This window comes from Peterkaempfera bronchialis (assembly GCF_003258605.2).
GTDB classification, from domain to species: domain Bacteria; phylum Actinomycetota; class Actinomycetes; order Streptomycetales; family Streptomycetaceae; genus Peterkaempfera; species Peterkaempfera bronchialis.
The window spans coordinates 848403-874954 of the sequence record NZ_CP031264.1; the positions used below are offsets into that span (position 1 = coordinate 848403).

16 protein-coding genes are annotated in these 26552 nt (G+C 70.4%); 3 read left to right on the forward strand and 13 right to left on the reverse strand.

The features are described 5' to 3' along the window. Window positions 1–103: 103 nt before the first annotated feature. A complete protein-coding gene (locus C7M71_RS03775; RefSeq protein WP_111495154.1) occupies window positions 104–973 on the forward strand; it encodes a sirohydrochlorin chelatase in 870 nt (289 codons plus the stop codon). Window positions 974–1039: 66 nt separating this feature from the next. Here C7M71_RS03775 and C7M71_RS32495 read toward each other — a convergent pair whose 3' ends face one another. From C7M71_RS32495 to C7M71_RS03805, 6 genes are all read right to left on the reverse strand, one after another. Continuing rightward, window positions 1040–3238, reverse strand: coding sequence for a right-handed parallel beta-helix repeat-containing protein (locus C7M71_RS32495; RefSeq protein WP_114914165.1), 2199 nt, complete (start codon window positions 3236–3238; stop codon window positions 1040–1042). A 234-nt stretch (window positions 3239–3472) separates the two neighbouring features. After that, a complete protein-coding gene (locus tag C7M71_RS03785) occupies window positions 3473–4525 on the reverse strand; it encodes a LacI family DNA-binding transcriptional regulator (protein WP_111492213.1) in 1053 nt (350 codons plus the stop codon). 1 nt (window position 4526) lies between these two features. Next, on the reverse strand, window positions 4527–6278 hold the full coding sequence (locus C7M71_RS03790; RefSeq protein ID WP_111492212.1) for a glycoside hydrolase family 13 protein: 1752 nt from the start codon (window positions 6276–6278) through the stop codon (window positions 4527–4529). Between the two features lie 84 nt (window positions 6279–6362). After that, window positions 6363–7232, reverse strand: coding sequence for a sugar ABC transporter permease (locus C7M71_RS03795; protein WP_111492215.1), 870 nt, complete (start codon window positions 7230–7232; stop codon window positions 6363–6365). A gap of 59 nt (window positions 7233–7291) precedes the next feature. Continuing rightward, window positions 7292–8293: a carbohydrate ABC transporter permease gene (locus C7M71_RS03800; RefSeq protein WP_407675856.1), complete on the reverse strand. Its 1002-nt coding sequence runs from the start codon at window positions 8291–8293 to the stop codon at window positions 7292–7294. A gap of 156 nt (window positions 8294–8449) precedes the next feature. Next, window positions 8450–9751 carry an extracellular solute-binding protein gene (locus C7M71_RS03805; RefSeq protein ID WP_111492210.1) on the reverse strand — a complete coding sequence of 434 codons (1302 nt, stop codon included), beginning with the start codon at window positions 9749–9751 and terminating at the stop codon, window positions 8450–8452. 319 nt (window positions 9752–10070) lie between these two features. Between C7M71_RS03805 and C7M71_RS03810 the strand changes: the two genes are divergently transcribed. Further along, window positions 10071–11312, forward strand: coding sequence for a homogentisate 1,2-dioxygenase (locus C7M71_RS03810; RefSeq protein ID WP_111492209.1), 1242 nt, complete (start codon window positions 10071–10073; stop codon window positions 11310–11312). Beyond that, a complete protein-coding gene (gene fahA, locus C7M71_RS03815; RefSeq protein ID WP_229758523.1) occupies window positions 11309–12514 on the forward strand; it encodes a fumarylacetoacetase in 1206 nt (401 codons plus the stop codon). The genes C7M71_RS03810 and fahA overlap by 4 nt, the downstream gene beginning before the upstream one ends. 103 nt (window positions 12515–12617) lie before the next feature. On the opposite strand, the gene C7M71_RS03820 is transcribed toward fahA, so the two are convergent. The 7 genes from C7M71_RS03820 to C7M71_RS03850 form a co-directional block, all read right to left on the reverse strand. Beyond that, entirely contained in the window at window positions 12618–16910 is a 4293-nt protein-coding gene (locus C7M71_RS03820) for a discoidin domain-containing protein (protein ID WP_111492208.1), read from the reverse strand. 81 nt (window positions 16911–16991) lie between these two features. Further along, entirely contained in the window at window positions 16992–19859 is a 2868-nt protein-coding gene (locus C7M71_RS03825; protein ID WP_114914166.1) for a galactose-binding domain-containing protein, read from the reverse strand. 251 nt (window positions 19860–20110) lie between these two features. Further along, entirely contained in the window at window positions 20111–21751 is a 1641-nt protein-coding gene (locus C7M71_RS03830) for a glycoside hydrolase family 13 protein (protein WP_111492923.1), read from the reverse strand. Between the two features lie 55 nt (window positions 21752–21806). Then, a complete protein-coding gene (locus C7M71_RS03835; protein WP_111492928.1) occupies window positions 21807–22682 on the reverse strand; it encodes a carbohydrate ABC transporter permease in 876 nt (291 codons plus the stop codon). A gap of 29 nt (window positions 22683–22711) precedes the next feature. Next, a complete protein-coding gene (locus C7M71_RS03840; RefSeq protein ID WP_111492924.1) occupies window positions 22712–23650 on the reverse strand; it encodes a carbohydrate ABC transporter permease in 939 nt (312 codons plus the stop codon). Window positions 23651–23734: 84 nt separating this feature from the next. Continuing rightward, window positions 23735–25156, reverse strand: coding sequence for an extracellular solute-binding protein (locus tag C7M71_RS03845; protein WP_111492925.1), 1422 nt, complete (start codon window positions 25154–25156; stop codon window positions 23735–23737). 196 nt (window positions 25157–25352) lie between these two features. Further along, window positions 25353–26393 carry a LacI family DNA-binding transcriptional regulator gene (locus tag C7M71_RS03850; protein WP_111492926.1) on the reverse strand — a complete coding sequence of 347 codons (1041 nt, stop codon included), beginning with the start codon at window positions 26391–26393 and terminating at the stop codon, window positions 25353–25355. Between the last annotated feature and the right edge of the window lie 159 nt (window positions 26394–26552).

The following is a 26552-nucleotide window of genomic DNA, read 5'->3' on the forward strand; positions in this document are numbered from 1 at the left end:
TCGGCCTCTTTCTGATTCCCTGTCCTACTTGTCCTCGCTGCGGCACGCCGGTTCCGGGAGCCCGCTGCCGCAGAGTCATCCGAATGACCTACGATCGGTCGCCATGAGCTCTGCCGCCACCCCGGGCACCCCGCTGCCCGTACGAACTCCTGGCTCCCCCGCCCGGGGGCGCCACCGCCGCCCCGAGCGTCCCGAGATACCCGAGGGCGCACCGGCGCTGCTGCTCGCCGTGCCCGCCACAGCGGGTGCCGACGCGCGGCTGATCGCCGACGAGATCGTCTCCATCGTGCGCGGCGAACAGCCGGGCATCGATGTCACCGCCGCTTACCTCGCGGCCTCGGAGGACTCCGACGGGGCCACCGTGGCCGAGCTGCTGGCTCAGGCAGCCGAGGCGGGCGCGCCCGCCCCCGTGGTGGTTCCGCTGCTGCCCGGTCCGCACGAGGAGGCGCTGGCCACCGTGCGGGAGACCGCCGCCGCGACGGGCGCCCTGGTGACCGATGCGCTGGGTCCGCATCCGCTGCTGGCCGAGGCGGTGCATGTGCGGCTGTCGGAGGCGGGCCTGGCCCGTGCCGACCGTGCGCGCCTGTTCAGCGTCAACACCGCTGCCGACGGCGTGGTGCTGGCTGCGGTGGGCGGCGAGGAGGCGGTGCAGGCGGCCGGTATCACCGGTGTGCTGCTGGCCGCGCGGCTCGCCGTCCCGGTGGTGCCCGCCGCGCTGGACGTACCCGGCTCGGTGCGGGCCGCTGCCGCGCACCTGCGGGACACGGGTGTCTCGCTGCCGGCGCTGGCGCCGTTCGTGGTCGGCCCGGAGGTCGACGCGGATCTGGTGAAGTCGGTGGCCGAGGAGGCGGACTGCCCGGCGGCGGAGCCGCTGGGCGCGTACCCGGCCATCGGCCGGCTGATCGTCTCTGCCTATCTGAGCGCCCTCGGCGTCAATGAGGAGCAGCCGGGACGACCGGTTCCGGCGGTCTGACGGAGTGCGGGGCGGCCGTCTGCGGGGGTTCTCCGCAGACGGCCGCTTTGCCATGGCCGAGTACGGTCAGGTCTTGAGGCGTGCGGTGGGTGCGGCGCTGCCGCCCAGCCGGATCGCCGGGGTGAGCGGGGTGCGGGCGGCGGTGCGGACGGTGGCCGGGCGGGTGGCGGCGTTCCAGGCGGGCACCTCCCTGCCGCCGCCGTCCTTGCCGCCGGAGCCCCTGGCCAGCACCGTCACCGCTCCGCCGCTGCCGGCCTCGCGGAAGACCACGGTCCGGGGTTCGGGCGCCTCGGGGTCGAGCCAGAGTTGGTTGCCGTCGAAGGCGCAGTCCAGCACCTCGACGTTGTCGGGTGCCCCCTGGTGGGTGGCGCGGAAGGCCACCCCGGCCTTGCGGTAGCCGGTGAAGCGGCACCGGCTGAGGGTGACCGGGTCGCCGTCGAGTTCATGCCGGGCGGTGGAGACCGCGAAGTCGGACATGCCCGCCGCGTCGACCAGCATGCCGTCGAAGAGGGTGCCCTGGCCGGCGCCGAGCGAGTGCACCGCGATCCCGCCGCTCGCATTGCCGTGCAGCACGCTGCTGCGGTAGGTGAAGTCATTGAGGTAGGCGCCGTGCTCGATGCCCCAGCCGCCGTTGTGGTAGGCGACGAAGTCGCTGATCACATGGTGCCGGGAGGTGTTGAGCCAGACGAAGATGCCGTCCTCCAGGTTGTTGTGGGCGAGGCAGCGCTCGAAGGTCCAGACCCCTTCGCCGCCCTCCGGCCACTCGTAGCCGGAGGCTCCCTCCGCTCCCTGGACGCCCACCGCGACGCAGTCCCTGGCCGTGCTGCCGCGACCGGCGCCGAGGCTGAAGCCGGTCAGCCGGTAGGCGCGGAAGTTGGGCTCCAGACGGGTCCGGGAGGCCACGCAGGAGTCGTAGACGATCTCGTCGGAGGGGCCCTGCGGGGTGCGGGTGTCGGGGGCGCCGTCCCACCAGTAGGCGTCCTCCCAGGTGTCATGGCTGATGCAGCTGCGGAAGGTGATGCCATGGCTGCCGTGCGGGACGAAGGCGTGGTTGCCGGCGTCGCGGATGACGACGCCCTCCACGGTGGTGCCCCGGCTGGCGTCGCCCACCATATGGAAGTGCAGGGCGTAGCGGCCGAGGACCGGGGCGGTGACCGGCGTGGGGCCCTGGGGTGAGGTCCAGGTCTCGTCGGTCGCGCTGCGCGGGCCGAGCCAGCGCAGGGCGGCGTGGCGGACGTCCTGGCGGCGGGAGCTGGTGAGGTGGATATGGGCCCGTCCGCCGGGGGTGCCCTCGACGCGGACGTTGCGGGAGAGGTTGAGCACCTCGGCGCCGACGGTGACGCCGCCGCCGGCGGCCACCCGGGGGTGCGGGTAGCGCAGCGGGCCGTCCAGGGTGATGGTGCGTCCGCTGACCGAGCGCACGGTGTGCAGGTCGTACTGGGTGGAGAAGCCGCCGCTGTCGGGCGGCGCGGTCGGGGTGACCGCGATCCGGTCGCCGGTCTGCCAGCCGTCGGGGGCGGCGGTGAGGGTGACGGTCCGGTCGCCGGGGCGCAGCGAGGCGGCGGCGCGTACCCAGGCGGTCTTGGCGGCGCCGTCCAGCCGCAGGTATCCGTCGCCGGTGACCCAGAGGCCGGTGTCGCCTTCGACCACGCCCATGCCGCCGCCCTGGAAGCGCTTCTCGTCGATGCCGGTGAAGCGCAGGGTGTGGGCGGTGCCCGCGTCTGCGGGGGCCAGCGCCAGGGTGCCCCTGACGACCACGCTGCCGGTGGAGCTGAGGGTCACGGTGCGGGTGGGGCTGTACACCAGGGAGCCACCCGCATCGATGACCAGCCCGGCGACGGCGGCGTCGGTGTCCAGGACCACCCGGTCGCGGATGCGTACGGTGTCGCGGGGGCCAGGGACGCCGCCTTCCCAGCCGGCCTGGTCCGACCAGCGGCGGCCCTGCTCGTCCACCGGCGGCGGCGGTGCGGCCGAGGTGCCGGATGCGGCACCGGGCGCAGTGCCCGGGTGGTCGTGCGGATGGTCGTGCGGGTGCGCGGTGGACGGCCTCAGCGGGGTGGCTGCCGCCGTCGCCGACCGGTCGTGCAGGGTGCGCCGCAGCACCTCCTCGCCGCCGACGGCGGCCAGCACGGCTCCGGCGGCGGCCCAGCGCAGCGCGGAGCGGCGGCCCACCGGGCCGGGTGGCGGCGGGTTGTCGTCCGGCTGCGGCTCCCCCGGCCGCTCCAGCGGCGGCTGCCGACCGTACGGATCGTGGTCTCGGACCATGTGTGCGTCCCCCCAGACGGCTTGGCTGACCCTCAGCAGCTTAGGCAGACCGGCGCGGCCGATGCCGCCGTTTGTCCGGAACCGTCCGGAGACGGCGCTAGCCGACCGGCTCTGCCGGAGGGGGTACGGCAAGGCCCGCGCCCTGGGCGCCCGCTGCGGTGCGGGTGTCCGGGGCGCGGGCCGGCGCCGGTGCCGGCGCCGGTGCCGGTGCCGATGCTGGTGCTGGTGCCGGTGTCAGTCCCGGCGGGCCGGGGCGGCGGCGGTGGAGCCGCGTACCACCAGCTCGGGCTGGAACATGAACTCGGCGCGCTGCGCCGGGTTGCCGCCGACCTCCTCCAGCAGGGCGTCCACGGCGGCGGTGGCCATGGCCTCCACGGGCTGCCGGATGGTGGTGAGCGGCGGTTCGGTGAAGGCGATCAGCGGCGAGTCGTCGAAGCCGACCACCGAGACGTCCTGAGGGACCGTCAGCCCGCGCTGCCGGACCGCCCGGATGGCACCCAGCGCCATCATGTCGCTGCCGCAGACGATGGCGGTGCACCCCTTGTCCAGCAGGGCTCCAGCCGCCGCATGGCCGCCCTCCACGCTGAACAGGGTGTGGTGGACCATGGACTCGGCCTGCTCCCGGGTCTGCCCGAGGATGCTCTGCAGGGCGGCGGTGAAGCCCTCCATCTTGCGCAGCACCGGGACGTACCGGCGCTGGCCGACGGCCAGTCCGATCCGCTCATGGCCGAGCTCGACCAGGTGCTGGACCGCCATCCGCATGGCGGCCCGGTCGTCGGGGGAGACAAACGGCGCGGAGATCCGCTCGCTGTAGCCGTTGATCAGCACAAAGGGCACCTGCCGGCCCGCCAGCCTGGCGTACCGGTCATGGGCGGCGGTGGTGTCCGCGTGCAGACCGGAGACAAAGACGATGCCGGAGACACCCCGGTCCACCAGCATCTCCACCAGCTCGTCCTCGGTGGAGCCGCCCGGTGTCTGGGTACACAGCACCGGGGTGTAGCCGTGGCGGCTGAGCACCTGCTCGATCACCTGGGCCAGCGCCGGGAAGATCGGGTTGTTGAGCTCCGGGGTGATCAGTCCGATCAGGCCGGCGCTGCGCTGGCGCAGCCGCGTCGGCCGCTCGTAGCCGAGCACATCGAGAGCCGCGAGCACGGTCTGCCTGGTGGCAGCCGACACCCCTGCCTTGCCGTTGAGGACGCGGGAGACGGTGGCCTCGCTAACCCCCGCCTGTGCCGCGATGTCCGCCAGTCGTGCCGTAGTCACAGCCCCCGAGCCTATTGCACCCATCTCAGACGGCCCACCAGACGGTGCTGTCCGAGGGCAGCAGGATCTCGCCGTCCACCGTCCCGGTCTCCGTGGAGGCGAGCAGGAGGCGGCCGGGGGCGGGGATGCGGACCGGTTCGGCGCCCAGGTTCACGGTGCAGGCGAAGGAGCCGGCGGCGGCGTCGCGGCGGAATGCCAGGACGCCCTCGGGGTAGCCGTCCAGCCAGGTCACGGCGGTGCCGGCGCCCAGCGCGGGGTGCTCGCGGCGCACCGCCAGGGCGCTGCGGTAGAGCTCCAGGGTGGAGGAGGGGTCGCCCTGCTGGACGGCGACGCTCAGCCGGGCCCACTCGGCGGGCTGCGGCAGCCAGCTGGAGCCGCCGTCGGGGCCGAAGCCGTACGGGGCCTCGGTGCCGGACCACGGGATGGGCACCCGGCAGCCGTCCCGGAAGCCGTCCTGGCCGGCGGCGCGGAAGAACGCCGGGTCCTGGCGGACCTCGTCGGGCAGGTCGGTGACCTCGGGCAGGCCCAGTTCCTCGCCCTGGTAGAGGTAGGCGGAGCCGGGCAGTGCGAGCATCAGCAGCGAGGCGGCGCGGGCGCGGCGGAGGCCGGTCTCCCGGTCGGCGGTGTCATCGGCGAGGCGGGTGGCGTGCCGGACCACGTCATGGTTGGAGAGCACCCAGGTGGTGGGGGCGTCGACGGGGCGCATGGCGTCCAGCGAGAGGTCGATCACCCGGCGGAGCTCGGCCGCCTCCCAGGCGGTGCCCAGGTACTGGAAGTTGAACGCCTGGTGCAGCTCGTCGGCGCGCACGTAGTTGGCGGTGCGGGCGACGGTGGGGGTCCAGGCTTCGGCGACGGCGATCCGCTCGCCGGGGTACTCGTCGAGGATCGTGCGCCAGCTGCGGTAGACCTCGTGGACGCCGTCCTGGTCGAAGAAGGGCAGCACGGCGTTGCCCAGCAGCTTCAGCTGGTCATGGGAGCCCATGTCGGGCAGTCCGGCGGCCTTGACCAGGCCGTGGGCCACGTCGATCCGGAAGCCGTCGACGCCCATGTCCAGCCAGAAGCGCAGGATGGAGCGGAACTCGTCGGCGACGGCCGGGTTCTCCCAGTTGAAGTCGGGCTGCTCGGCGGCGAAGAGGTGCAGGTACCAGTCGCCGGGGGTGCCGTCGGGGTTGGTGGTGCGCGTCCAGGCGGGGCCGCCGAAGATGGACTCCCAGTCGTTGGGCGGCAGTTCGCCGTTCTCGCCCTTGCCGGGGAGGAAGTGGTAGCGCTCGCGCAGCGCGGAGCCGGGGCCCTCGCGCAGCGCCCGCTTGAACCACTCGTGCTGGTCGGAGGAGTGGTTGGGCACCAGGTCCACGATGATGCGCAGGCCGAGCGCATGGGCGTCGCGGATCAGCGCGTCGGCGTCGTGCAGGGTGCCGAACATCGGGTCGATGGCCCGGTAGTCGGAGACGTCGTAGCCGGCGTCGGCCTGCGGGGAGGCATAGAAGGGGGAGAGCCAGACGGCGTCCACGCCCAGGTCGCGCAGATAGGGCAGCCGGCTGCGGATGCCGGGCAGGTCGCCCATGCCGTCGCCGTCGGAGTCGGCGAAGCTGCGCGGGTACACCTGGTAGATGACCGCGTCCCGCCACCAGCCTCTGCTGTCGCCGGCGGACGCAGCGACGGCGCCGGGCGCGGCGTCGTGGGCGGTGGCGTCCCGGGCGGTGGCGTCCTGGTCCGCTCCGGCCCGCTGCGGGGCGAGGAGGGAGGGCCGGGAGGCGTCGGCGAGGTCGTGGCTCATGGTTTCCCTTGGGTGCTCGGTGCCTTGCCGCCTCCGGTCTCCGGGAGGCGGCGCGCAGCGTGCGGACAGGTAGCTGCTGGTGGGTCAGGACTTGGCGGCGCCGGCGGTGAGGCCGGAGACCAGATGGCGCTGGACCAGGAAGAAGACGATGGTCGCGGGGATGGCGATCAGCACCGAGGAGGCGGTCATCCCCGCCCAGTCGGCGCGGGTGTTGGTCGCGAGGGTGCGGATGCCGACCGCCAGGGTGTAGTGGTCGGCGCTCATGAACTGGGTCGCGTAGGCGACCTCGGCCCAGGCGGTGAGGAAGGAGTAGAAGGCGGTGACGGCCAGGCCCGGGCGGGCCAGCGGCAGGATCAGCCGCCAGAAGGTGCCGAACGGGGTGAGGCCGTCCACCCGGCCGGCCTCGTCGATCTCCACCGGGATGGTGTCGAAGTAGCCCTTGAGCATCCAGGCGGAGAAGGGCACCGCCACGGTGCAGTAGGTGAGGATCAGGCCCAGGTAGCTGTCGATCAGGTCGAGCGAGGCCAGGATGTTGTACAGCGGCACGATCAGCACGGCCACCGGGAACATCTGGGTGACCAGGAACATCCACATCAGCTGCTTCTGGCCGGGGAACTTCAGCCGGGAGACCGCATAGCCGGCCGTCGCGGAGAGCAGCACACCGAGGACGGTGGTGGCGAGGGCGACCACCAGGGAGTTGCCGAACCAGCGGGGGAAGTCGGTCTCGGTGAGGACCCGGGTGTAGTTCTTCAGGCTCAGGTGGCCGATCACCTTGGAGGGGTCCTGCCAGGCGTCCTCGGGGCCGACCGAGATGTAGAGGATCCAGGCCACCGGGAACATCGCCACCAGCGAGGCGGCGATCAGCGTGGTGTGCAGCGCCAGGGAGGCGAGCGGACCGCGCTCGCCCCGGGCGCGGATGCGGCGGGCCGGGGGTCGGTCGTGGGTCGCGGTCATGGGCGGCTGCTCCTTCTGCTCCTGGTCGTCGCTGGGGGTCCGGGTCGGGGCGCCGCCGGTCACGACTGCTCCGCCTTGAGCTCCCGGCGCCGGTACAGGGTGGAGAAGACCAGCAGGATGAGCAGGATGATGATTCCGTAGGTGGAGGCGCCCGAGTAGTCGGAGATGCCGGTGAACGCCTTGTTGAAGGCGAAGGTGACCAGGATGTCGGTCTCACCGGTGGTGTTCTGGCCGATCAGCAGGTAGATGACGGCGAACATGTTGAACGTCCAGATGCTGCTGATCAGGATGACCGTGCTGCTCACCGGGCGCAGGCCGGGCAGGGTGATGTTGCGGAACCGCTGCCAGGGCGAGGCGCCGTCCATCTCGGCCGCCTCGTGCAGTTCGGCGGGGATGGACTGCATGCCGCCGAGCAGCGCCACCATCTGGAAGGGGACGCCCAGCCAGACATTGACCAGGATGACCGCGATCTTCTGGTTGAGCGGGGTGCCGAGCCAGTCCTGGGCCGGCAGTCCGAGGTGGGTCAGGATCTCGTTGAGCACGCCGAACTGGGTGTTGAGCATCAGCCGCCAGGCGAAGATGCCGATGAAGCCGGGGACCGCCCACGGCAGGATGAGCGCCATCCGGTAGAAGAGCCGGAAGCGCATCCGGCGGTTGAGGATGTTGGCCAGCGCCAGCGCCAGGACGAACTGGAGGACGCCGCAGGAGACCGTCCAGACGATGGTCCAGATGAGGCGGGGGTAGAAGTCGCCGTCCGCGCCGGAGAGGACGTGCCAGTAGTTGTCCAGGCCGACCAGATGGTAGGTCGCGGGCACATGGTTGACGCCGATGTCCTTGGCGACATTGGCCTCGTTGGCGTTGGTCAGCGACAGGTAGAGGCCGCGGCAGAGCGGGTAGAGGACCAGCACCGCCATCACGACGACCACCGGCAGGACCATCGCCCAGCCGTACCAGTGGCGGTCGTACGAACGCCGGACCCTGGCCAGCAGGCCGGTCCGGGGAGCGGGGGCGGGGGCGGCGGACTTGACCGGTCCGCCGGGGGCTTCGGTCGTGGTGGTCATCATCGGGCCTTCGCGACGGGCTTGGAGGAGCGTGCGGGCGGGTGTGCGGACTCACGCCCGGGGCGGGCGGGCCGCCCTCCGCGCGGGGAGGGCGGCCGCGCCATGCGCTGCCGGTGGCGGTGCTGGTAACCGGTACCGGTACGGCGATGCGGGACGTCAGTTGGTGCTGAAGTCCGGCAGCAGCTTCTTGAACTCCTTGGCCGCCTCGTCGGCGCCCTGCTGCGGGGTCGCGCTGCCCTGGAGGATCTTCACGTAGGACTGCTGGAGCGGCGTGAACAGGCTGCCCACCTGCGGCAGCGCGACCCGGGGGCGGGCGGTGTCCAGGATCGACTGGAAGCCCGCGATCGACGGGTTGGCCTTGACCTCGTCGGTGTAGGCGGAGGTGCGGGTCGGCAGGGTGCCGGTCTTGACGGCGATGGACGCCTGGCTCTCGGCAGAGGTCATGAACTGCGTGAAGAGGTAGCTGGCGTCGAGGCTCTTGGAGCCCGCGTACACCACCAGGTCATGGCCGCCGGTCGGGGCCTCGGCCTTGCCGGTGCTGCCGGCCGGGACCGGGGCGTAGCCGAGGTTGTCCTTGTCCTTGAAGGCGGCGCCCGCGTAGTCGTCACCGGTGGACCAGGGGCCCTGGATCAGCATGGCGACCTTGCCGGTGGTGAACGCCTTCTGCATGTTGTCGTAGGCGCTGGCGAAGTCGACCTTCATCGACGAGGAGGTGTAGATGTCCTTGGCGACGGTGAGCGCCTTGACGGCCTCGGGCGAGTTGATGGTGATCTTCTTGGCCTGGGCGTCGGCCATGTCGGCGCCCTCGCCGAAGAGGAAGGGCAGCAGGAAGTAGGCGTCCGGGTTCATATAGGTCCCGTAGGCGCCGGTCTTCTCCTTGATGACGGCGGAGTCCTTCTTGAACTCGTCCCAGGTCTTCGGCGGGGCCGCGATGCCGGCCTTCTTGAAGAGGTCCTTGTTGTACAGCAGGCCGAGGGTGTCGGTGACGGAGGGGACGCCGTAGGTCTTGCCGTTGTACTTGGTGGTGTCCATCGGGCCGGCCAGGAAGTCCTCGGTGGTGGCGAGGGCCGCGGTGCCGTCGAGCGGGGCGAGGTACATCAGGGAGGCGTACTCGGGGATCAGGCCGACATCGGCGCGCATCACGTCCGGGGCGCCCTTGCCGCTCTGCGCCGTCGCCTTGAACTTCTGCTCGATGTCGCCGAACGGGATGTTCTGGTAGTTGACCTTGATCTTCGGGTACTTCTGCTCGAACTGCGCGATCAGCTCCTTGTAGGCCGGAGCCTCCTTGGTCGCGTCCGAGGTGTCCCAGTACGTCACGGTGCCCGAGACGCTTGCGGGGTCCGCAGCCGCCTTGCTGTCGCTCTTGCCGCTGCTGCTGCCGCCGCCGTCGCTGCCGCAGGCCGCCATCGAGACCGCGAGGGCCGCGACCAGAGCGGTGGCCGCCATACCACGCCGCATGAGTACTCCTTGAGAGGGTGGGGTGCCCGAGAGGGAGGGACGGCGCATAATGGCCTTCCCGGGCCGACTGCGCCGATCGCGGCCGCCGGACCCGGGGAGGAACGTAACAGCGGCGCGCGTGTTGCGGAAAGTCCTTGCAGCAAGTTTCTGCAAGGCCCTTCGTTTCGTTACGCCAATGTGTCCGGCCGGTTGCCGGACGGTGCCCGAACGTGACCGACTCCGACCCGGCCTTCCTTGACAGCCGCCACCTGCGCCACTGTCATGAGAGCTGCCGTCCCGACCCCGGACGGCAGCCGCGACAGTCGCTCAGGAGGCGCAGGTGGCGTACTACCGGACCGTCGGCTCGGTGCCGCCCAAAAGGCACACCCAGTTCCGTCGAGAGAACGGTGAGCTCTACTACGAGGAGCTGATGGGAGAGGAGGGCTTCACCTCCGACTCCTCACTGCTCTACCACCGGCACATCCCCTCCGCCCTGGTGGACAGCCGGGTCTGGCAGCTGCCCGAGGCCAAGAGCGAGGCCAACCACCCGCTCAAGCCCTTCCACTTCCGGCTGCACTCCCTCTTCCCCGGCGAGAGCTGGCGGCAGGCCGACCCGGTGACCGACCGGCGGGTGGTGCTGGGCAACGCCGATGTACGCATCGCCTATGTCGCCGCCGGGCAGCCCTCGCCGCTCTACCGCAACGCCATCGGCGACGAGTGCGTCTATGTGGAGTCGGGCACCGGCCGGGTCGACACCGTCTTCGGCTCCATCGAGGTCGGCGAGGGCGACTATGTAGTCCTCCCCCGCGCCACCACCCACCGCTGGGTGCCGACCGGCGACGCCCCGCTGCGGCTCTACGCCGTCGAGGCCAACAGCCACATCACCCCGCCCAAGCGCTACCTCTCCCGCTTCGGGCAGCTGCTGGAGCACGCACCCTACTGCGAACGCGACCTGCGCGGCCCGCAGGAGCCGCTGCTGGAGGACGGCGAGGACGTCGAGGTCCACGTCAAGCACCGGGGACCCGGCGGCAACGGCATCGTCGGCACGGTCTTCACCGTGCCCCGGCACCCCTTCGACGTGGTGGGCTGGGACGGCTGCCTCTACCCGTACGTCTTCAACATCGCCGACTACGAGCCGATCACCGGCCGCATCCACCAGCCCCCGCCGCAGCACCAGGTCTTCGAGGGCACCGGCTTCGTCATCTGCAACTTCGTCCCCCGCAAGGTCGACTACCACCCGCTGGCCATCCCCGTCCCCTACTACCACTCCAATGTGGACAGCGACGAGGTGATGTTCTACTGCGGCGGCGACTACGAGGCCCGCAAGGGCTCCGGCATCGGCCAGGGGTCCGTCTCGCTGCACCCCGGCGGCCACACCCACGGCCCCCAGCCCGGCGCCTATGAGCGCTCCATCGGCGCCGAGTTCTTCGACGAACTGGCCGTCATGGTCGACACCTTCCGCCCGCTGGAGATCGCCGAGGGCGGCCGGGCCGCCGACGACGGCCGCTACGCCTGGACCTGGAGCGGACGCGGACCGCAGGGCCCGCAGGAGCCGCTGGAGATGCCCGGCGGTGCCGGGTGACCGAGGTCCGCAGCTGGGTCCCGGTGCCGGAGGGGTCCCCCTTCCCGGTGCAGAACCTGCCGTACGGGGTCTTCAGCCCGCCCGGCGGCGACGCCAGGGTCGGGGTGGCCATCGGCGAGCAGGTGCTGGACATCTCCGCGATCTGGGCCGGGACCCCCCTCGGCGCCGACCTGGCCACCGGCTCCCTCAACCGCTTTCTGCGGCGCGGGCGCGGCGAGTGGGCCTATGTCCGCCGCCGGCTGCTGGAGCTGCTCACCGGGACCGAGCAGCGGCGGCTGGTGGAGGCCCATCTGCACCCGCTGGACCGGGTGCGGCTCCAGCTGCCGTTCGAGGTCGCCGACTATGTGGACTTCTACGCCTCCGAGGCGCATGCCACCAACCTCGGCCGGATCTTCCGGCCGGACGGCGACCCGCTGCTGCCCAACTGGCGCCATCTGCCGGTCGGCTACCACGGGCGGGCCGGCACGGTGGTGGTCTCCGGTACGCCCGTCCGGCGGCCGAGCGGCCAGCGGCGCGGCGCCGACGGAGCCGCGCCGGACTTCGGGCCCACCCGGCGGCTGGACATCGAGGCCGAGGTCGGCTTTGTGGTGGGGGCGCCGTCCCGGCTCGGCGAGCCGGTGCCGGTGGGCGACTTCGCCGACCATGTCTTCGGCGTGGTGCTGGTCAACGACTGGAGCGCCCGCGACATCCAGTCCTGGGAGTACCAGCCGCTCGGCCCCTTCCTGGGCAAGTCCTTCGCCACCTCGGTCTCCCCCTGGGTGGTGCCGCTGGAGGCCCTGGAGCAGGCCCGCCTGCCGGTGGCCGCGCAGGACCCGCCGCCGCTGCCCTACCTGGAGGAGAAGGAGCCCTGGGGGCTCGACCTCCGGCTGGAGGTGCGGCTCAATGACGCGGTGGTCTCCCGGCCGCCGTTCCGCGACCTCTACTGGTCGCCGGCCCAGCTGCTCGCCCATCTGACGGCCAACGGCGCGTCGCTGCGCACCGGCGACCTCTACGCCTCGGGCACCGTCTCGGGTCGGCTGCCGGAGGAGCGCGGCTCGCTGATCGAGCTCACCTGGAGCGGCCGGGACCCGCTGCGGCTGCCGGACGGCTCCCTGCGCACCTTTCTGGAGGACGGCGACACGGTGACGCTGACCGCGACCGCGCCCGGCGCCGACGGGGTGCGGATCGGCTTCGGCGAGGTGACCGGCACCGTGGTGTCCTGACCCTGACCCTGACCCCGTGCCCCTGACCCTGACCCTGACCCGCCGGAGACGGCGGTGCGGCCCGCCCCCCGGTCGGGGGCGGGCCGCACCTTTCGGTCGGCCGCTAGGGCTTGACCGTGATGGTGAAGGTGGAGGTGGTGTTGCGGATGTCGACCGCGTTGTCGCTCAACTTGAGGTTGTTGAACGTCACCGAGCCGACCGCCGGGCCCTGCCCCGCCTCGGGCAGCTCATTGGCCCAGAGTCCGAAGCCGGACTTGGCGTTGTAGGCGTCACCGCTCTTGTGGGCGCCGCTGATCGAGACATTGGTGAGGATGGTGTCCTTGATGGGGTTCTGCGGCTGGCCTCCCACGTAGTTGGTCTGGAACATGATGCCGCTGTAGGTGGGGTCGACGATGTCCGTGTCGCTGACCCGGATGCCCTGGAACACCTTCGACGCGGAGAAGAGCCAGATCCCGGGGAAGGTCTGCGATCCCCAGAAGTGGCCGCCGGCCCGGACGATGGAGATGTTCTGGAAGTTGGTCGGGTCGCTGCCGAAGCCGTTCATCGCATAGCCGAAGTCCAGCGAGCTGATGGTGATGCCCGAGTAGACCAGGGTGTCGGCGATGTAGATGTTGCGGAAGGTGTTGGCGTAGCCGCCGTAGACCGCGACGCCGGCCGCCCGCCAGGTGAGCAGCGAGGTGAGGTTCTCGTAGACGTTGTTCTTCTCGTCGGACCCGCCCGCGTCGATGGCGGAGAAGAGCGCGAAGCTGTCGTCACCGGTGGAGCGGGCCTCGATGTTGGTGACGTGGTTGTCGGTGGAGCCGTTGGTCATGTTGATGCCGTCCGCGAAGGTGTCGCGGATGCGGGAGTTGCTGATGGTGATGTTGTCGGTGTTGGCGCCCCAGTAGAGGCAGACGGTGTGCTCGTTCCAGACGTTGTCGATGACGATGTCGGTGATGTTGGAGAAGTCGAAGACCTTGCCGGGCCCGTCGATGCGGGAGGTGTAGTTGCCGAAGAAGGAGAAGTTGGCGAACTTCGACCCCTTGGCCGCGGCCTCGGCGCGGAAGCCCGCGTCGGTGTTCTCCTGGCTCTCCGGGGTGTGGAACCGGGTGTACCAGGGGCCGGCGCCGACGACCTTGACCGGCTTGCCGTAGATCTGGAACTTGCTGGAGGTCTGGTAGTCACCCTCGGGCAGGTAGACACCGGTCAGCTTGCCCGTGGTGTCCATCCGCACCTTGTCCAGGGCGTTCTGCACGTCCTGCTGGGTGAAGCCGGTGGGCACGGTGTAGGAGGCCGGGTCGGGGTTGGCGATCGGGGAGACCTGCTCCAGGTTGATGAAGTCGATCGCGTAGGTGGTGCTGTTGGCGGCGTCCTTCTGGAGCTTGATGGTGGATCCGGCCGGGACGGTCGTCCCGAGCATCAGATTGGCCTCGTCGTAGATGTGGCGGGGGCCGCCCGCGCTCGGCGAGTTGCCGGGCGAGGTCTCGTCGCCGTAGAGCCAGGCGTACTTCGAGGTCAGGTTGATCGGCTTGAGCAGGGTGCCGTTGACGTAGACGTCAAGGGTGGAGTTGATGCCGCCGCCGCCCGGCGCGTCCGGGATGGAGTAGCGGACGACCAGGGTGTTGGTGCTGGCCTTGGTGGTGAACTCCACGGAGCTGCCGGTGGAGTTGAGGGTGACGGCCTTGCGGCCGGACGCCTCGCCCGCCAGGTCTCCGACGGTGCGGTTGGGTCCGATGACCGCCGCGCCGCCGCCGAGCCTGCCGTCCTCGGCCTCGTACATGTCGTACGGCATATTGGCGCCGCGGCCGACGAAGAGCGACTGGGTGGAGGTGTTGTTGGCCCGCTTGACCGGCAGTTCGTTGGCGTCGTCGGCGATCACCGTCTTGACGGTGTACTTGCCGTTGGCGGCCGTCCAGCTGCCGAGGCTGACCGGGGAGGTGGTGGCCCCGGCGGCGATGGCGCCGCTGTAGGACCCGGTCAGGGTGCGCACGGTGCTGCCGGTGGTGGCGTCGGTCACCGTCAGGGTGATGGCGTGGGCGCCACCCGCCGAGGCGATGGTGCCCTGGTTCTTGATGGCGACGGAGAAGGCGACGGAGTTGCCGTTCGACGGGTTGCTGGGCGTCCAGCCGACCGGCGAGGCCACCAGGTCCGCGCTGTCCACCGGCTTGACCACCAGCGGGGTCGCGCTGGTGAAGGTGTTGTTGCTGTGGTTCTGCTCGATGACCTTGCCGGCCTCGTCCACCGTGGCGCTCAGCGGGTAGCTGCCCGCGTCGCGGGTGCCGATGGAGGTGGAGACCGTGGTGGACGCCCCGGCGGCCAGCGCGCCCACGGGCGCGGTGCCGACGGCGGTGCCATTGAGGTGGAAGGTGACATCGGTGGCCGGGGAGGCGGCGTTGCCGATGTTCTTGACGGTCGCGGAGAGGGTGATCGGGTCGCTCTCCACCGGCGCGGCCGGCGAGGCGGTGACCCCGGTGACGGTGAGGTCGGGGTTGGGGGCGGGGGTGCCGATGACCTGGAACTCGGCGACCTGGCCGCCGGGGGCTCCGGTGTTGCTGGTGATCCGCAGCTGGACCTCTTCGACCCGGGCGGTGACCGGGATCGTCACCGTGTTGCCGGAGGCCGGGTTGAAGGTGTAGTCCTTGGCGGCCACCAGGCTGGTGAAGCCGGTGGCGCTCTGCTCACGGCCGAGCAGCTGGATGTTCTGGGTGCGGGTCGACCAGGCGCTGTCCGGGTTGAGCTTCAGCACCACGGAGGTGACGTCGGCGTTGGCGCCGAGGTCGACGGCGAGGGTGCCGGGCTGCCCGGCGGCCTCCCAGTAGGTGGCCGTGTTGTTGTCGTTGGCGTTGGTGGCGACAAAGGTGAAGGTGCTGGACGAGGCCGTGATCGGCTTGCCGACGGCCATGTTGGAGCCGGTGCCGCCGGTGCTGCCGTTGCGGGTGACGGTGTTGCTGTTGCCGGACTGGTTGCCCGCCGCGTCCTTGGCCCGGACGTAGTAGGAGACCGTGGCGCTGTCCGGCTGGCTGTCGGTGTACGTGGTGACATTGCCCGCCACGCTGTCCCGCAGCACATTGTTGGCGTAGATGTCGTAGCCGGTGACGCCCACGTTGTCGGTGGACGCGGTCCAGGTCAGCTTGATCTGGCCGGAGCCCGGCTGGGTGAAGGCGAGGTTGGAGGGGGCGGTCGGCGCCTGGGTGTCGCCGGTCGCGCCCTGGCGGGTGACGGTGTTGCTGTTGCCGGACTGGTTGCCCGCCGCGTCCTTGGCCCGGACGTAGTAGGAGACCGTGGCGCTGTCCGGCTGGCTGTCGGTGTAGGTGGTGACATTGCCCGCCACGCTGGTGCGCAGGGTGCCGTTGGCGTAGATGTCGTACCCGGTGACGCCTACGTTGTCGGTGGACGCGGTCCAGGTCAGCTTGATCTGGCCGGAGGCCGGCTGGGTGAAGGCGAGGTTGGTGGGGGCGGTCGGCGCCTGGGTGTCGCCGGTGGCCGGGCCGTAGACCTCGAACTGCGACAGCTGGGCCGCCGACCAACCGGTGTTGGCGGTGACGTTCAGCCGCAGGTAGCGGGTGGTGACGGTGTCAAGGGAGATGGTGACGGTGTTGCCCGAGGCCGGGTCGAAGACATAGCCCTTGGAGGCGACCAGGTCGGTGAAGTTCGTCCCGTCGGTGGAGCCGCGCACGCTGAGCGTCTCGGTGCGCTTCTCCCAGCCGGTGGGCAGCTTCAGCACCAGCTTGGCGACGCCCACGGAGGCGCCCAGGTCGGCCTGGATCCACTGCGGGAGGCTGCCGCTGCTCTCCCAGTAGGTGGCCTGGTTGCCGTCGTTGGCGTTGGCCGGGACATACGGGGAGTTGGAGCTGCTGGCGGTCAGCCTGGCGTTCGCGGCGAGGTCGCTGCCGGAGGTCGCGGCGCCGTACACCTCCAGCTCGGAGATCTGCCCGGCCGGCCACCCGGTGTTGCCGGTGATGTTGATCCGGACGAAGCGGGTGTTGGTCGCCGGGAAGCCGATCTTGACGATGTTGGCGGCCGCCGGGTCGAAGACATAGCCCTGGGAGCCGACGATGGTGGTGAAGCTGGTGCCGTCGGCGCTCCCCTGGACGGCGAGGGTCTCGGTGCGGGTGCCCCAGTCGGCGGTCGGGAGCTTCAGCACCACCTGGCCGATGGTGGTGCTACTGCCCAGGTCGACCTGGGCCCACTGCGGGAAGCTGTTGTTGGCGGACTCCCAGTAGCTGCTCTGGTTGCCGTCGTTGAGGTTGCCGGCGCCGTTGGCTCCATTGCTGCTGCTGACCGCGACGGTCTTGCCGGCCGCCAGGTTGGGGCCGTCCGCGGCCGAGGCCGGTATCGCCACCGGCCCGGCGAGGAGCATCATCGTGGTGGCCAGCAGGGCCGCGACGCTCCGCGGCACCAGACGTCTGAATCGCATCATCGTCCTCTGTCTCGGGGTGGATGCCGCCGACCGGCGCAGGGTCTGGCCGTGCGCCGGTCAGCGGCGGTCGGGAGAGGGTCAGGAGCTGTACGCCTGGAGCTCGGAGAGCTGGGCGGCGGGCCAACCGGTGTTGCCGGTGAAGGTGAGCTTCAGATAGCGGGCGGTCTTCGCCGGGAAGGTGACGGTGGCGGTGTTGCCGCTCGCAGGGTCGAAGGTGTAGCCGGTCGCTGCGGCCAGCGTGGTCCAGGTGTTGCCGTCGGTGGAGCCCTGGACCTGGACGGTCTGGGTGCGCTTGGCCCAGGCGCTGGCCGGCGGCAGCTTCAGCACCAGGCGGCCGACCGACTGGTTGCCGGCCAGGTCGACCTGGATCCACTGCGGGAAGGCGTTGTTGGTGGACTCCCAGTAGGTGTTGACGTCACCGTCCACCGCGTTGCCCGGGCCGTAGTTCTGGCTGGTGCCGGAGGCGGTGGCCGCCTTGCCGTGGGCGAGGTCGCCGCTGGGCGGCGGGGTGGTGGGCGTGCCGTCCGAGGCGTACGCCTCCAGCTCGGAGAGCTGGGCGGCGGGCCAGCCGGTGTTGCCGGTGAAGGTGAGCTTCAGATAGCGGGCCGTGGCGGTCGGGAAGGCGGCGGTGGCGGTGTTGCCGGTCGCCGGGTCGAAGGTGTAGCCGGTCGCTGCGGCCAGCGTGGTCCAGGTGTTGCCGTCGGTGGAGCCCTGCACCTGGACGGTCTGGGTGCGCTTGGCCCAGGCGGCGGCCGGCGGCAGCTTCAGCACCACCTTGCCGAGGTCGGCCTTGCAGCCCAGGTCCACCTGGATCCACTGCGGGAAGGCGTTGTTGGTGGACTCCCAGTAGCTGTTGGCGTCACCGTCCACCGCGTTGCCCGGGCCGTAGTTCTGGCTGGAGCCGGAGGCGGTGGCCGTCCTGCCCTTGGCCAGGTTGCCGGTGCTCGGGGTGCAGCTCGGCGGGGTGGTGGGGGGCGTGGTGGGAGGCGTCGTCGGCGGGGTCGTCGGCGGGGTGGTGGGAGGCGTGGTCGGCGGGGAGGTCGGCTGATCGGTGGGGCCGGTGGAGCCATTGGCCGGTCGGCCGCCGTAGGTCCACTGCGGGGCGGGCCAGTTGCCGGAGCAGGTGGAGCCGGTGTTCCAGCCGGAGTTGCCGCCGCCGTCGGTGATCGAGAAGCCGGTGCCCACGCAGTTGTGGATCGGGGTGGCGCTCTGCGCGATGTTCTTGGCGGTCACCCTGGTGAACTTCATCGAGGCGTTCGCCTGGGCCTGGATGGCGTAGGTGCCGGCACCGTCGATGTTGACATTGGTGAGGTTGATGCCGCTGGAGGCGCCCTCGATGGTCTGGATCGCCTCGTAGGAGCTGTCCAGGATGTCGGTGTCGGTGACGTTGATGGTGGCGCCGCTGATCGGCTCGTTGAGGCCGTCGAACCAGATGGCTCCGACGCCGAAGTTCCAGTTGTAGTCGCTGTTGCCGGTGCGGATCAGGGTGTTGCGGGCGGCGGTGATGGTGCCCGCGACCGCAGTGCCGCTACCGGAGTTGACACCGGGGTAGCGGTTGGCGATGTGCAGCCCGCCGCCGTTGGAGATGGTGTCGGCCATCACGTTGTCGGAGATGGTGAAGTCCCTGCCGCCGTAGGTGACGATGTTGTTCGCCAGGATCGGCAGGACCACGGTGTTGTGGGTGAAGCTGTCGTTCACATTGGGCTTGTTCTCCGGCCAGGAGGCCAGGCCGTCGTCACCGGTGTTGCGGACGAAGGTGTTGGTGACGGTGGAGTTGGTGACCCCGGTGTGGAAGTTCACGCCGTCGGCGGTCTGGTCCAGGATGCGGCTGTTCTTGATGGTGAAGTGGTCCATCGGACCGTCCATCCAGGCGCCGACCTTGGTGTGCTGGAGCCAGAGGTTGTCGACCGTGGAGTTGGACATCGCGCCGCCCAGCGCGTTGACCTGGTCCTCGTCCACCCGCTCGCGGATGTCGCCGATGATCGCGAAGTCCTTGAGGGTGACGTTCTGGCTGGGGCCGCCGTCGCTGACGTACTTGCCGTAGATGCCGGCGGCACGGCTGCGGACGTTGGGGTCGCGACCGCCGAGCACGCTGTACCAGGGGCCCGCCCCGGCCAGTGTCACCCTGTCCACGATCACATGGCTGTACAGGGTGAAGTTGCCCTGCGGGATGTAGACCGTCCTGCCCTGGGCCGCACCGGCGTTGACGGCGGCCTGGAACTTGGCGGTGGAGTCGGTGGCGCCGGTCGGGTCGGCGCCGAAGTCGGCGACCACGTCGAGGGCGCCGGACGGCTTGCCGATCGGGCCCGCGACGTTCTCGAAGTCCGCCAGGTCGATGGTGAAGGTCGGCGACTGGGCGGTGGAGGAGACCTGGAGGCGGATCCTGGTGCCGGCCGGGTAGGTCGAGCCGAGCAGCGTCCGGGCCTCGTCGTAGAAGTGGTGCGGGTTGGTGTCGCCCGGATTGTTGTTGAACGGGTAGCCCCCGTAGTACCAGCTGTACTTGGAGGTCACATCGACGCTCTTCAGCTTGGACCCGTTGACCAGCAGGTCCATCGAGGCGTCGCGCCCCTTGCCGTCCGGGGAGTCGGGCAGGCTGTAGCGGAAGTCCATCGCGTTGGCGGGCGCGGTGAGGGTGAACTCCACATACTGGCCGACCGCGTTCAGCGTGACCGCCTGCCGGCCCGACGCCTCGGAGGACAGATGGCCGTAGAGGCGGTCGGGGCCGATCACGGTGCCGTTGGTGGTCGCGTACTCCGCCTCCTGCTCCAGGAAGGGGACGGTGGCGCCACGGCCGGAGACCGCCAGCGGGGAGAGCGTGGGGACACCTGCGGCGTGGGCGGTTCCGGCGCTTGCCATCACGGCCGTGACCAGACCTGCGGCGCCGAGGGTTCCGGCGGTGAACGCGGCCAGGCTGCGGCGTAGCCGGCTTCCGGGGGGTGACTGCATGGGAAATGCACATCCTTGCTGGTCGGATGAGTGGTGGGACCAGAGGTGCGGGGAGAGGTCGGATCGCGCGGAGCTTCCGAATGTGACGCGGCCATTTCAGCCGAGCATGGGAAGACTAGGCGCCCCGGATGCACGAAGTCCATAAGCAGTAGCAAGATTTTGGCAGAATCAACGCAAGGAGCTTACGAGCCAACGCAGAAGGGCCCCGGAGCCCCCCTGAGGGGGGTTCCGGGGCCCTTGCGGTCGACGGCTCAGCCGGCGGGGCGCAGCCAGACCGAGGTGTCCGGCGGAAGCTGACCATCCGTCAGTTCTCCGCTGGCCAGCAGTGTCTCCGCTCCGGCGGGCAGCGGCACCGGGGCGTCGGAGAGGTTGGTGAGGCAGCGGAAGCCGTCGCCCCGGCGGAAGTCGAGTACCCCTGGCGCACTGCCCAGCCAGCCGAACTCGCCCTCGCGCAGCTCCGGTTCGGTACGGCGCAGGTGCAGCGCGGTGCGGTAGAGCCGCAGCATCGAACCGGGGTCGGCCGACTGCGCCTCGACGGTGAGGGCGGCCCAGTCGTCCGGCTGCGGCAGCCAGGGTTCGACGCCGTCGGAGGTGAAGCCGTACGGCTGCGCGGTGCCGGACCAGGGCAGCGGGACGCGGCAGCCGTCGCGCCCGGGGTTGGTGCCGCCGGAGCGGAAGTGCATCGGGTCCTGGAGCCGGTCCAGGGGAAGGTCCTCGACTTCGGGCAGGCCCAGTTCCTCACCCTGGTAGAGGTAGACGGAGCCGGGCAGCGCAAGGGAGAGCAGGGCGGCGGCGCGGGCGCGGCGCAGGCCCAGGGCCCGGTCGGTGGGGGTGCCGAAGGCCTTGGCGGCGAAGCCGAAGCGGGTGTCGCTGCGGCCGTAGCGGGTGACCGTGCGGGTGACGTCGTGGTTGCAGAGCACCCAGGTGGCGGGGGCGCCGACCGGGGCGTGCAGGGCGAGGGTGGTGTCGATGGAGGCGCGCAGCGCTTCGGCCTCCCAGGGGCGGGTCAGGAAGTCGAAGTTGAAGGCGGTGTGCAGCTCGTCCGGGCGCAGGTAGCGGACGAAGCGTTCGGCGTCGGGCAGCCAGACCTCGCCGATCAGGACCCGGGGGTCGGCGTAGGAGTCGGCGATCCGCCGCCAGGAACGGTAGATCGTGTGCAGCTCCTCCCGGTCGACAAACGGGTGGGGGTCGGTGCCCGGGGTGAAGTCGGGCAGCGCCGGGTCCTTGGCGAGCAGGGCCGCCGAGTCGATGCGGACGCCGGCGGCGCCGCGGTCGAACCAGAACCGCAGCACGTCCTCGTACTCGGCCCGCACCTCGGGGTGGTCCCAGTTGAGGTCGGGCTGCTGGGTGGCGAAGAGGTGCAGGTACCAGTCGCCGGGGGTGCCGTCGGGGTCGGTGGTGCGCGTCCAGGGCACGCCGCCGAACTCGGAGACCCAGTCGTTGGGCGGCAGGTCGCCGCCGGGGCCACGGCCGGGCCGGAAGTGGAAGCGCTCCCGCTCGGGGCTGCCGGGGCCGGCGGCGAGGGCCGCCTGGAACCAGGGGTGGGCGTCCGACACATGGTTGGGGACGATGTCGACGATGGTGCGGATGCCCAGGTCGAGCGCCTCGGTGATGAGCTTCTCGGCGTCGGCGAGGGTGCCGAAGGCGGGGTCGACGTCCCGGTAGTCGGCGACGTCGTAACCGCCGTCGGCCAGCGGGGAGGGGTACCAGGGGTTGAACCAGATGGCCTCGATGCCGAGGTCGGCGAGGTACGGGAGCCTGGTGCGGATGCCGGTCAGGTCGCCGGTGCCGTCGCCGTTGCCGTCGGCGAAGCTGCGTGGGTACACCTGGTAGATCGCCGCGTCGCGCCACCACCCCGGACGCTCGGGCTGGGGCTGGGGCTGCTGTACCACGGGGAGGGTCCTTTCGACCGGAGGCGGGGGTGGGGGTCGGGCAGGGGGAGGGGGGTCAGCCCTTGAGGCTGCCGGTGGTCAGCCCGGACATGATGTTGCGCTGGAAGATCAGGAAGAAGACGATCGTCGGCGCGGAGGCGATGGCCAGGGCGGCGATGACGAGGTTCTGCGGGACGCCGGTGGAGAGCGACCGGATGCCGATGTTGAGGGTCTGCTTGGCCGGGTCGGGCTCGACCAGCATCGGCCAGAGGAAGTCCTTCCAGACGTTGACCACCGCGAAGATCGAGACCACGCCGAGGATCGGCCGGGACATCGGCAGCACGATCGACCAGAGGGTGCGCAGCGGGCTGGCCCCGTCGATGGCGGCGGCGGCCATCAGGTCCTGGGGTATGGAGTCGAAGAACCGCTTCAGCAGAAAGATGTTGAAGGCGTTGGCGACGGTGGGCAGCCAGATCGCCCAGGGGGTGTTGATCAGGTTGAGGTGCAGGACCGGCAGGTCCAGCACGGTCAGGTACTGGGGCACGATCAGCACGGTGGCCGGGATCATCAGGGTGGCCAGCATCATGCCCAGGATGACGTTGCCGAGGACCGGGCGGAGCTTGGAGAGCGAGTAGGCCGCTGCGACGTCGAAGACCAGCTGGAAGGCGAGCGCGCCGAAGGCGTAGTAGAGCGTGTTGAAGAGCAGCCGGCCCATGGAGAGGCGGCTCCAAGCCTCCGTGTAGGTGTCGGCGTGGACCTGCTTGGGGAAGAGCGTGGGCGGGTTCTGGATCACCTCTGCGGTGGACTTCAGACCGCCGGTGACCAGCCAGTACAGCGGGCCGAGGAAGACCAGGGTGAAGCCCAGCACGGTGACGGCGAGAACGGTCCAGTACAGGGCCCGGCCGGCGGGGCGGTTCAGCTGCGTCTGGGAGATCAGGGTGCGGGTGTGCACGGCTTTGGCTGCCACGGTCGGTGCTCCTCTCAGTCGTCGGCGCGGCTGAGCCGCACGTACACGGCGGAGAACCCGGCGAGCACCAGCAGCATGACCAGGCCCAGCGCCGAGGCGCTGCCGTAGTTGTTGAAGTTGAAGGCGTACTGGTAGACGAGGTAGACGACGGTGGTGGTGGACCCCTGGGGGCCGTTGCCGCCGGTCAGCAGGAACGGTTCGACGAAGACCTGCATGGTGGCCACGATCTGGAGCAGCAGCAGCAGCGACAGGATGAGCCGGGTCTGCGGGATGGTGACGTGCCAGATCCTGCGGAGCAGGCCGGCGCCGTCGAGTTCGGCCGCCTCGTAGAGCTCGCCGGGGATGGTCTGGAGGGCCGCCAGGTAGATCAGGGTGGCGCCGCCCATGTTCATCCAGGTGGAGGCGATGACCACGGAGAGCATGGCGGTGGAGGAGGAGTTGAGCCAGGCGGACGTCGGCAGGTGGAGGGCGGAGAGGATGTGGTTGAAGAGGCCGAAGTCCGGGTCGTAGAAGTACTTGAAGAGCAGCACCGAGGCGACCGGGGGCATCATCACCGGCAGGTAGACCAGGACGCGCAGATAGGACTTGGCGTGCCGCAGTTCGTTGAGCAGCAGGGCGACGACAAAGGGGACTGCGAAGCCGAGCACCAGCGCGAGTCCGGTGTAGAGCAGGGTGTTGCGCCATGCCTGCCAGAACGCGGGGTCGTCGAAGATCCGGTCCAGGTTCTCCAGGCCGACCCAGGTGGTGGTGCCCCGCTTGGTCTTCTGGAAGCTCATGATGACTTCGCGGACCATCGGGTACCAGGTGAAGAACCCGAAGCAGAGCAGCGCACCCAGCAGGAAGCCGTGTGCGGAGAGGTTCTGGCGCACTCTGCGCCGTCGGCCTCCCCTGCCCTGGTCCGCGGTCCTGCCGAGTTTCCTCGTCTCTTCGCTGGAGACGGTGATCGCCGCCATCGCTACTCCTGAGTTCAGCTGCTGATCGGTGCTCGGGGCCGCCGCCGGGGGCCGGTCGCGGGGACCGGCCCCCGGCGGGTGCCGCTACTGGAGGTTGGCCAGGACCTGGTTGACCTGGGTCTCGGCGTCCGAGAGCAGCTTGTCGATGTTGGCGTTCTTGTCCGTCAGCACGGCGGAGACCGGGTTGTCCAGCACCTTGTAGATCTGCTGGGCGTTGGCCGGCTCGGTCTTGCCGGGCACCTGGACGGCCAGGTACGGCGCGTAGTTGGCCACCGGCACGGTGGCGCTGGCCGCCTTGGCCTGGTTGTCGGCCTCCAGCGTGGCGCCGCCGAAGAAGAAGGGCTGCGGGAGACCCACCGGCAGGCCGTCGGCCTTGGTCCGGGCGTAGTCGAACTGGCCCTTGCCCATGGTGAGGAACTTGAAGTTCACCCAGGCGATGCCGGCCTTGATCTGGTCCGGGGTGGAGCCCTTCTTGAACATGTAGTCGGCACCGCCGAGCAGCGCGGCCTTGCCGCCCGGCATCGGGCCCATGCCGTAGTCCTCGTAGTCGCCCTTGAGGGTCTGCACCATGTAGGTGATGTCGTCCGGGGCGCCGACGTACATGCCGAGCTTGCCCGCGGCCATCTGGGTCATCAGGTCGGGCCACTTGAGGCCCTGGGCCGCGCTCATGGACTTGTCGGTCCAGCGCATGTCGTAGAGGTTCTGGAGGACCTGCTTGCCCTCGGGCGTGTTGAAGGCGGCCTTGCTGCCGTCCTCGTTGACCATCGTGCCGCCGAGGCCGTAGAGCTCGGCGGTGTAGTGCCAGCCGCCCTGGTTGGTGGCGCTGTACTCGCCGTAGCCGTTGACGCCGCCGCCCAGTGCGGCGATCTTCTTGGCGTCGGCGCGGATCTCCTCCCAGGTGGTCGGCGGCTTGTCGGGGTCGAGGCCGGCCTTCTTGAAGAGCTTGCGGCTGTAGAGCAGGCCCATCTTGTAGTTGGTGGTCGGCAGGCCGTAGAGCTTGCCGTCCGCCTTGAGGGTGTCCATCACCGACGGGTCGATGTCCTTCAGCGCCGGCACGGTGGTGTCGTTGACGTAGGCGCTGATGTCCTCGGCCTGACCCGCGTCGAGCACCTGGTCCAGGTCGGTGAAGTAGCTGTAGAAGACGTCCGTCTGGGTCTTGCCCTGGAGCTGTGCGGTGAACCGGGCCGGCTCCTCGCAGGGGAAGGCGTCCTTGGAGTCGATGGTGACGTTCGGGTACTGCTTGGTGAACGCCGCGATGTCCTCCGCCCACTCCTTGCGCTCGGCGGTCTTGGTGACCGGCGGCTGGCAGTCGATGCTGAGGGTCACCTTGGCGTTGGGGTCCAGGGGCGCGGCGGCGTCGTCGGCAGCGGCGGCGGAGGGCTTGCCGCTCTTCCCTGCCTCGGCGCCGCTGTCGCTGCTGGAGCTGCTGCACGCGGCGGCCGGGAGGACCAGGCCGGCGACTGCGACGGCGGTGACCGCTCTGCGGAGCAGCCGGTTTCTGTTCATGCGGGTGGACCCTTCTGCAAGCACGGTGGAGGAGTCGCTCCTGTCCGACCGGACGTGAGCGGGAGGTGCTCAAAGTGGCGCGTCATGGGCGCAGCGGTTCCGCGGGTACTCGTCCCGGTGCCACGGCCCCGGCTGGCGCGATTCACTTAACCATCGCCGACAGATGACCACAAGATGTCGACTGAAGTTTGCAAAATCACGATACGGACTTGTGATCTGCTGACGTGAACGCGTCAGGGGCGGGCCCGCTGCTGGAGCGCACCACCAGCTCCGGCTCAAAGAAGATCTCGCCGTGCTCGCCCCAGGTGCCCGAGATCGCGCCGACCAGCAGGTCCACCACGGTCCTGCCCATGGCGTCGATCGGCTGCCGGACGGTCGTCAGCGCCGGATCCATGCAGGTCATGAAGGAGGAGTCGTCATAGCCGACCACCGAGACGTCGTCCGGCACCGAGAGGCCGCAGCGGCGCACGGCCCGGATCGCGCCCAGCGCCAGCGGGTCGCTGGCGCAGACCAGCGCGGTGGCGCCGCGCCGCAGCAGCCGGGCGGCCGCCGCCTGGCCGCCCTCCAGCGAGAACATGGTCCGCTCGACCATGTCGTCGGCGAGCGCGCTCCCGGCCGCCGCCGCATGCGCCCGGGCGGCGGCCAGCTTGCGGCGGGACGGCACATGGTCGGGCGGCCCGAGGACCATCCCGATCCGCCGGTGCCCCAACTGCCGCAGATGGCCCAGCACCTGCTCCACCGCGACGGCGTCGTCGCAGACCACCCGGGGGAAGTCCAGCCCGTCGACGGCCGCGTTGAGCAGCACCGTCGGCAGGCCGCGCTCGGCGATCAGGTCGTAGTGCTCATGCTGCGCCTCGGCCTGCGCATAGGCCCCGCCGAAGAAGACCACGCCGGAGACCTGCTGCTGGAGCAGCAGGCCCACATAGTCCGCCTCGGAGACCCCGCCGGCGGTCTGGGTGCAGAGCACCGGGATGAAGTTCTGCTGGGCCAGCCCGGCGCCCACCACCTCGGCGAGCGCCGGGAAGATCGGGTTCTGCAACTCCGGCAGCACCAGACCCACCAACCGGGACCGCTGCCCCCGGAGCTGGGTGGGGCGCTCATAGCCCAGCACGTCCAGCGCGGTCAGCACGGCGGCGCGGGTGTTCTCCGACACGCCGGGGCGGTTGTTGAGCACACGGCTGACCGTGGCCTCGCTCATGCCGACCTTCTTGGCCACTTCCGCAAGTCGTCGTGTCATGGTTCGCAATCGTACGACATCACATCGCAACAACTTTGCAAAGGATGCTTCGAACTTCCCGCGAAGGTGCCAGGATGCCCGCATGAGCGCGCAGACCGCCCCCGGAGGCAGGCCGACGGAACCGGGCGCCCCTCCCGGTGAAGTCCCTCCCGGTGAGGC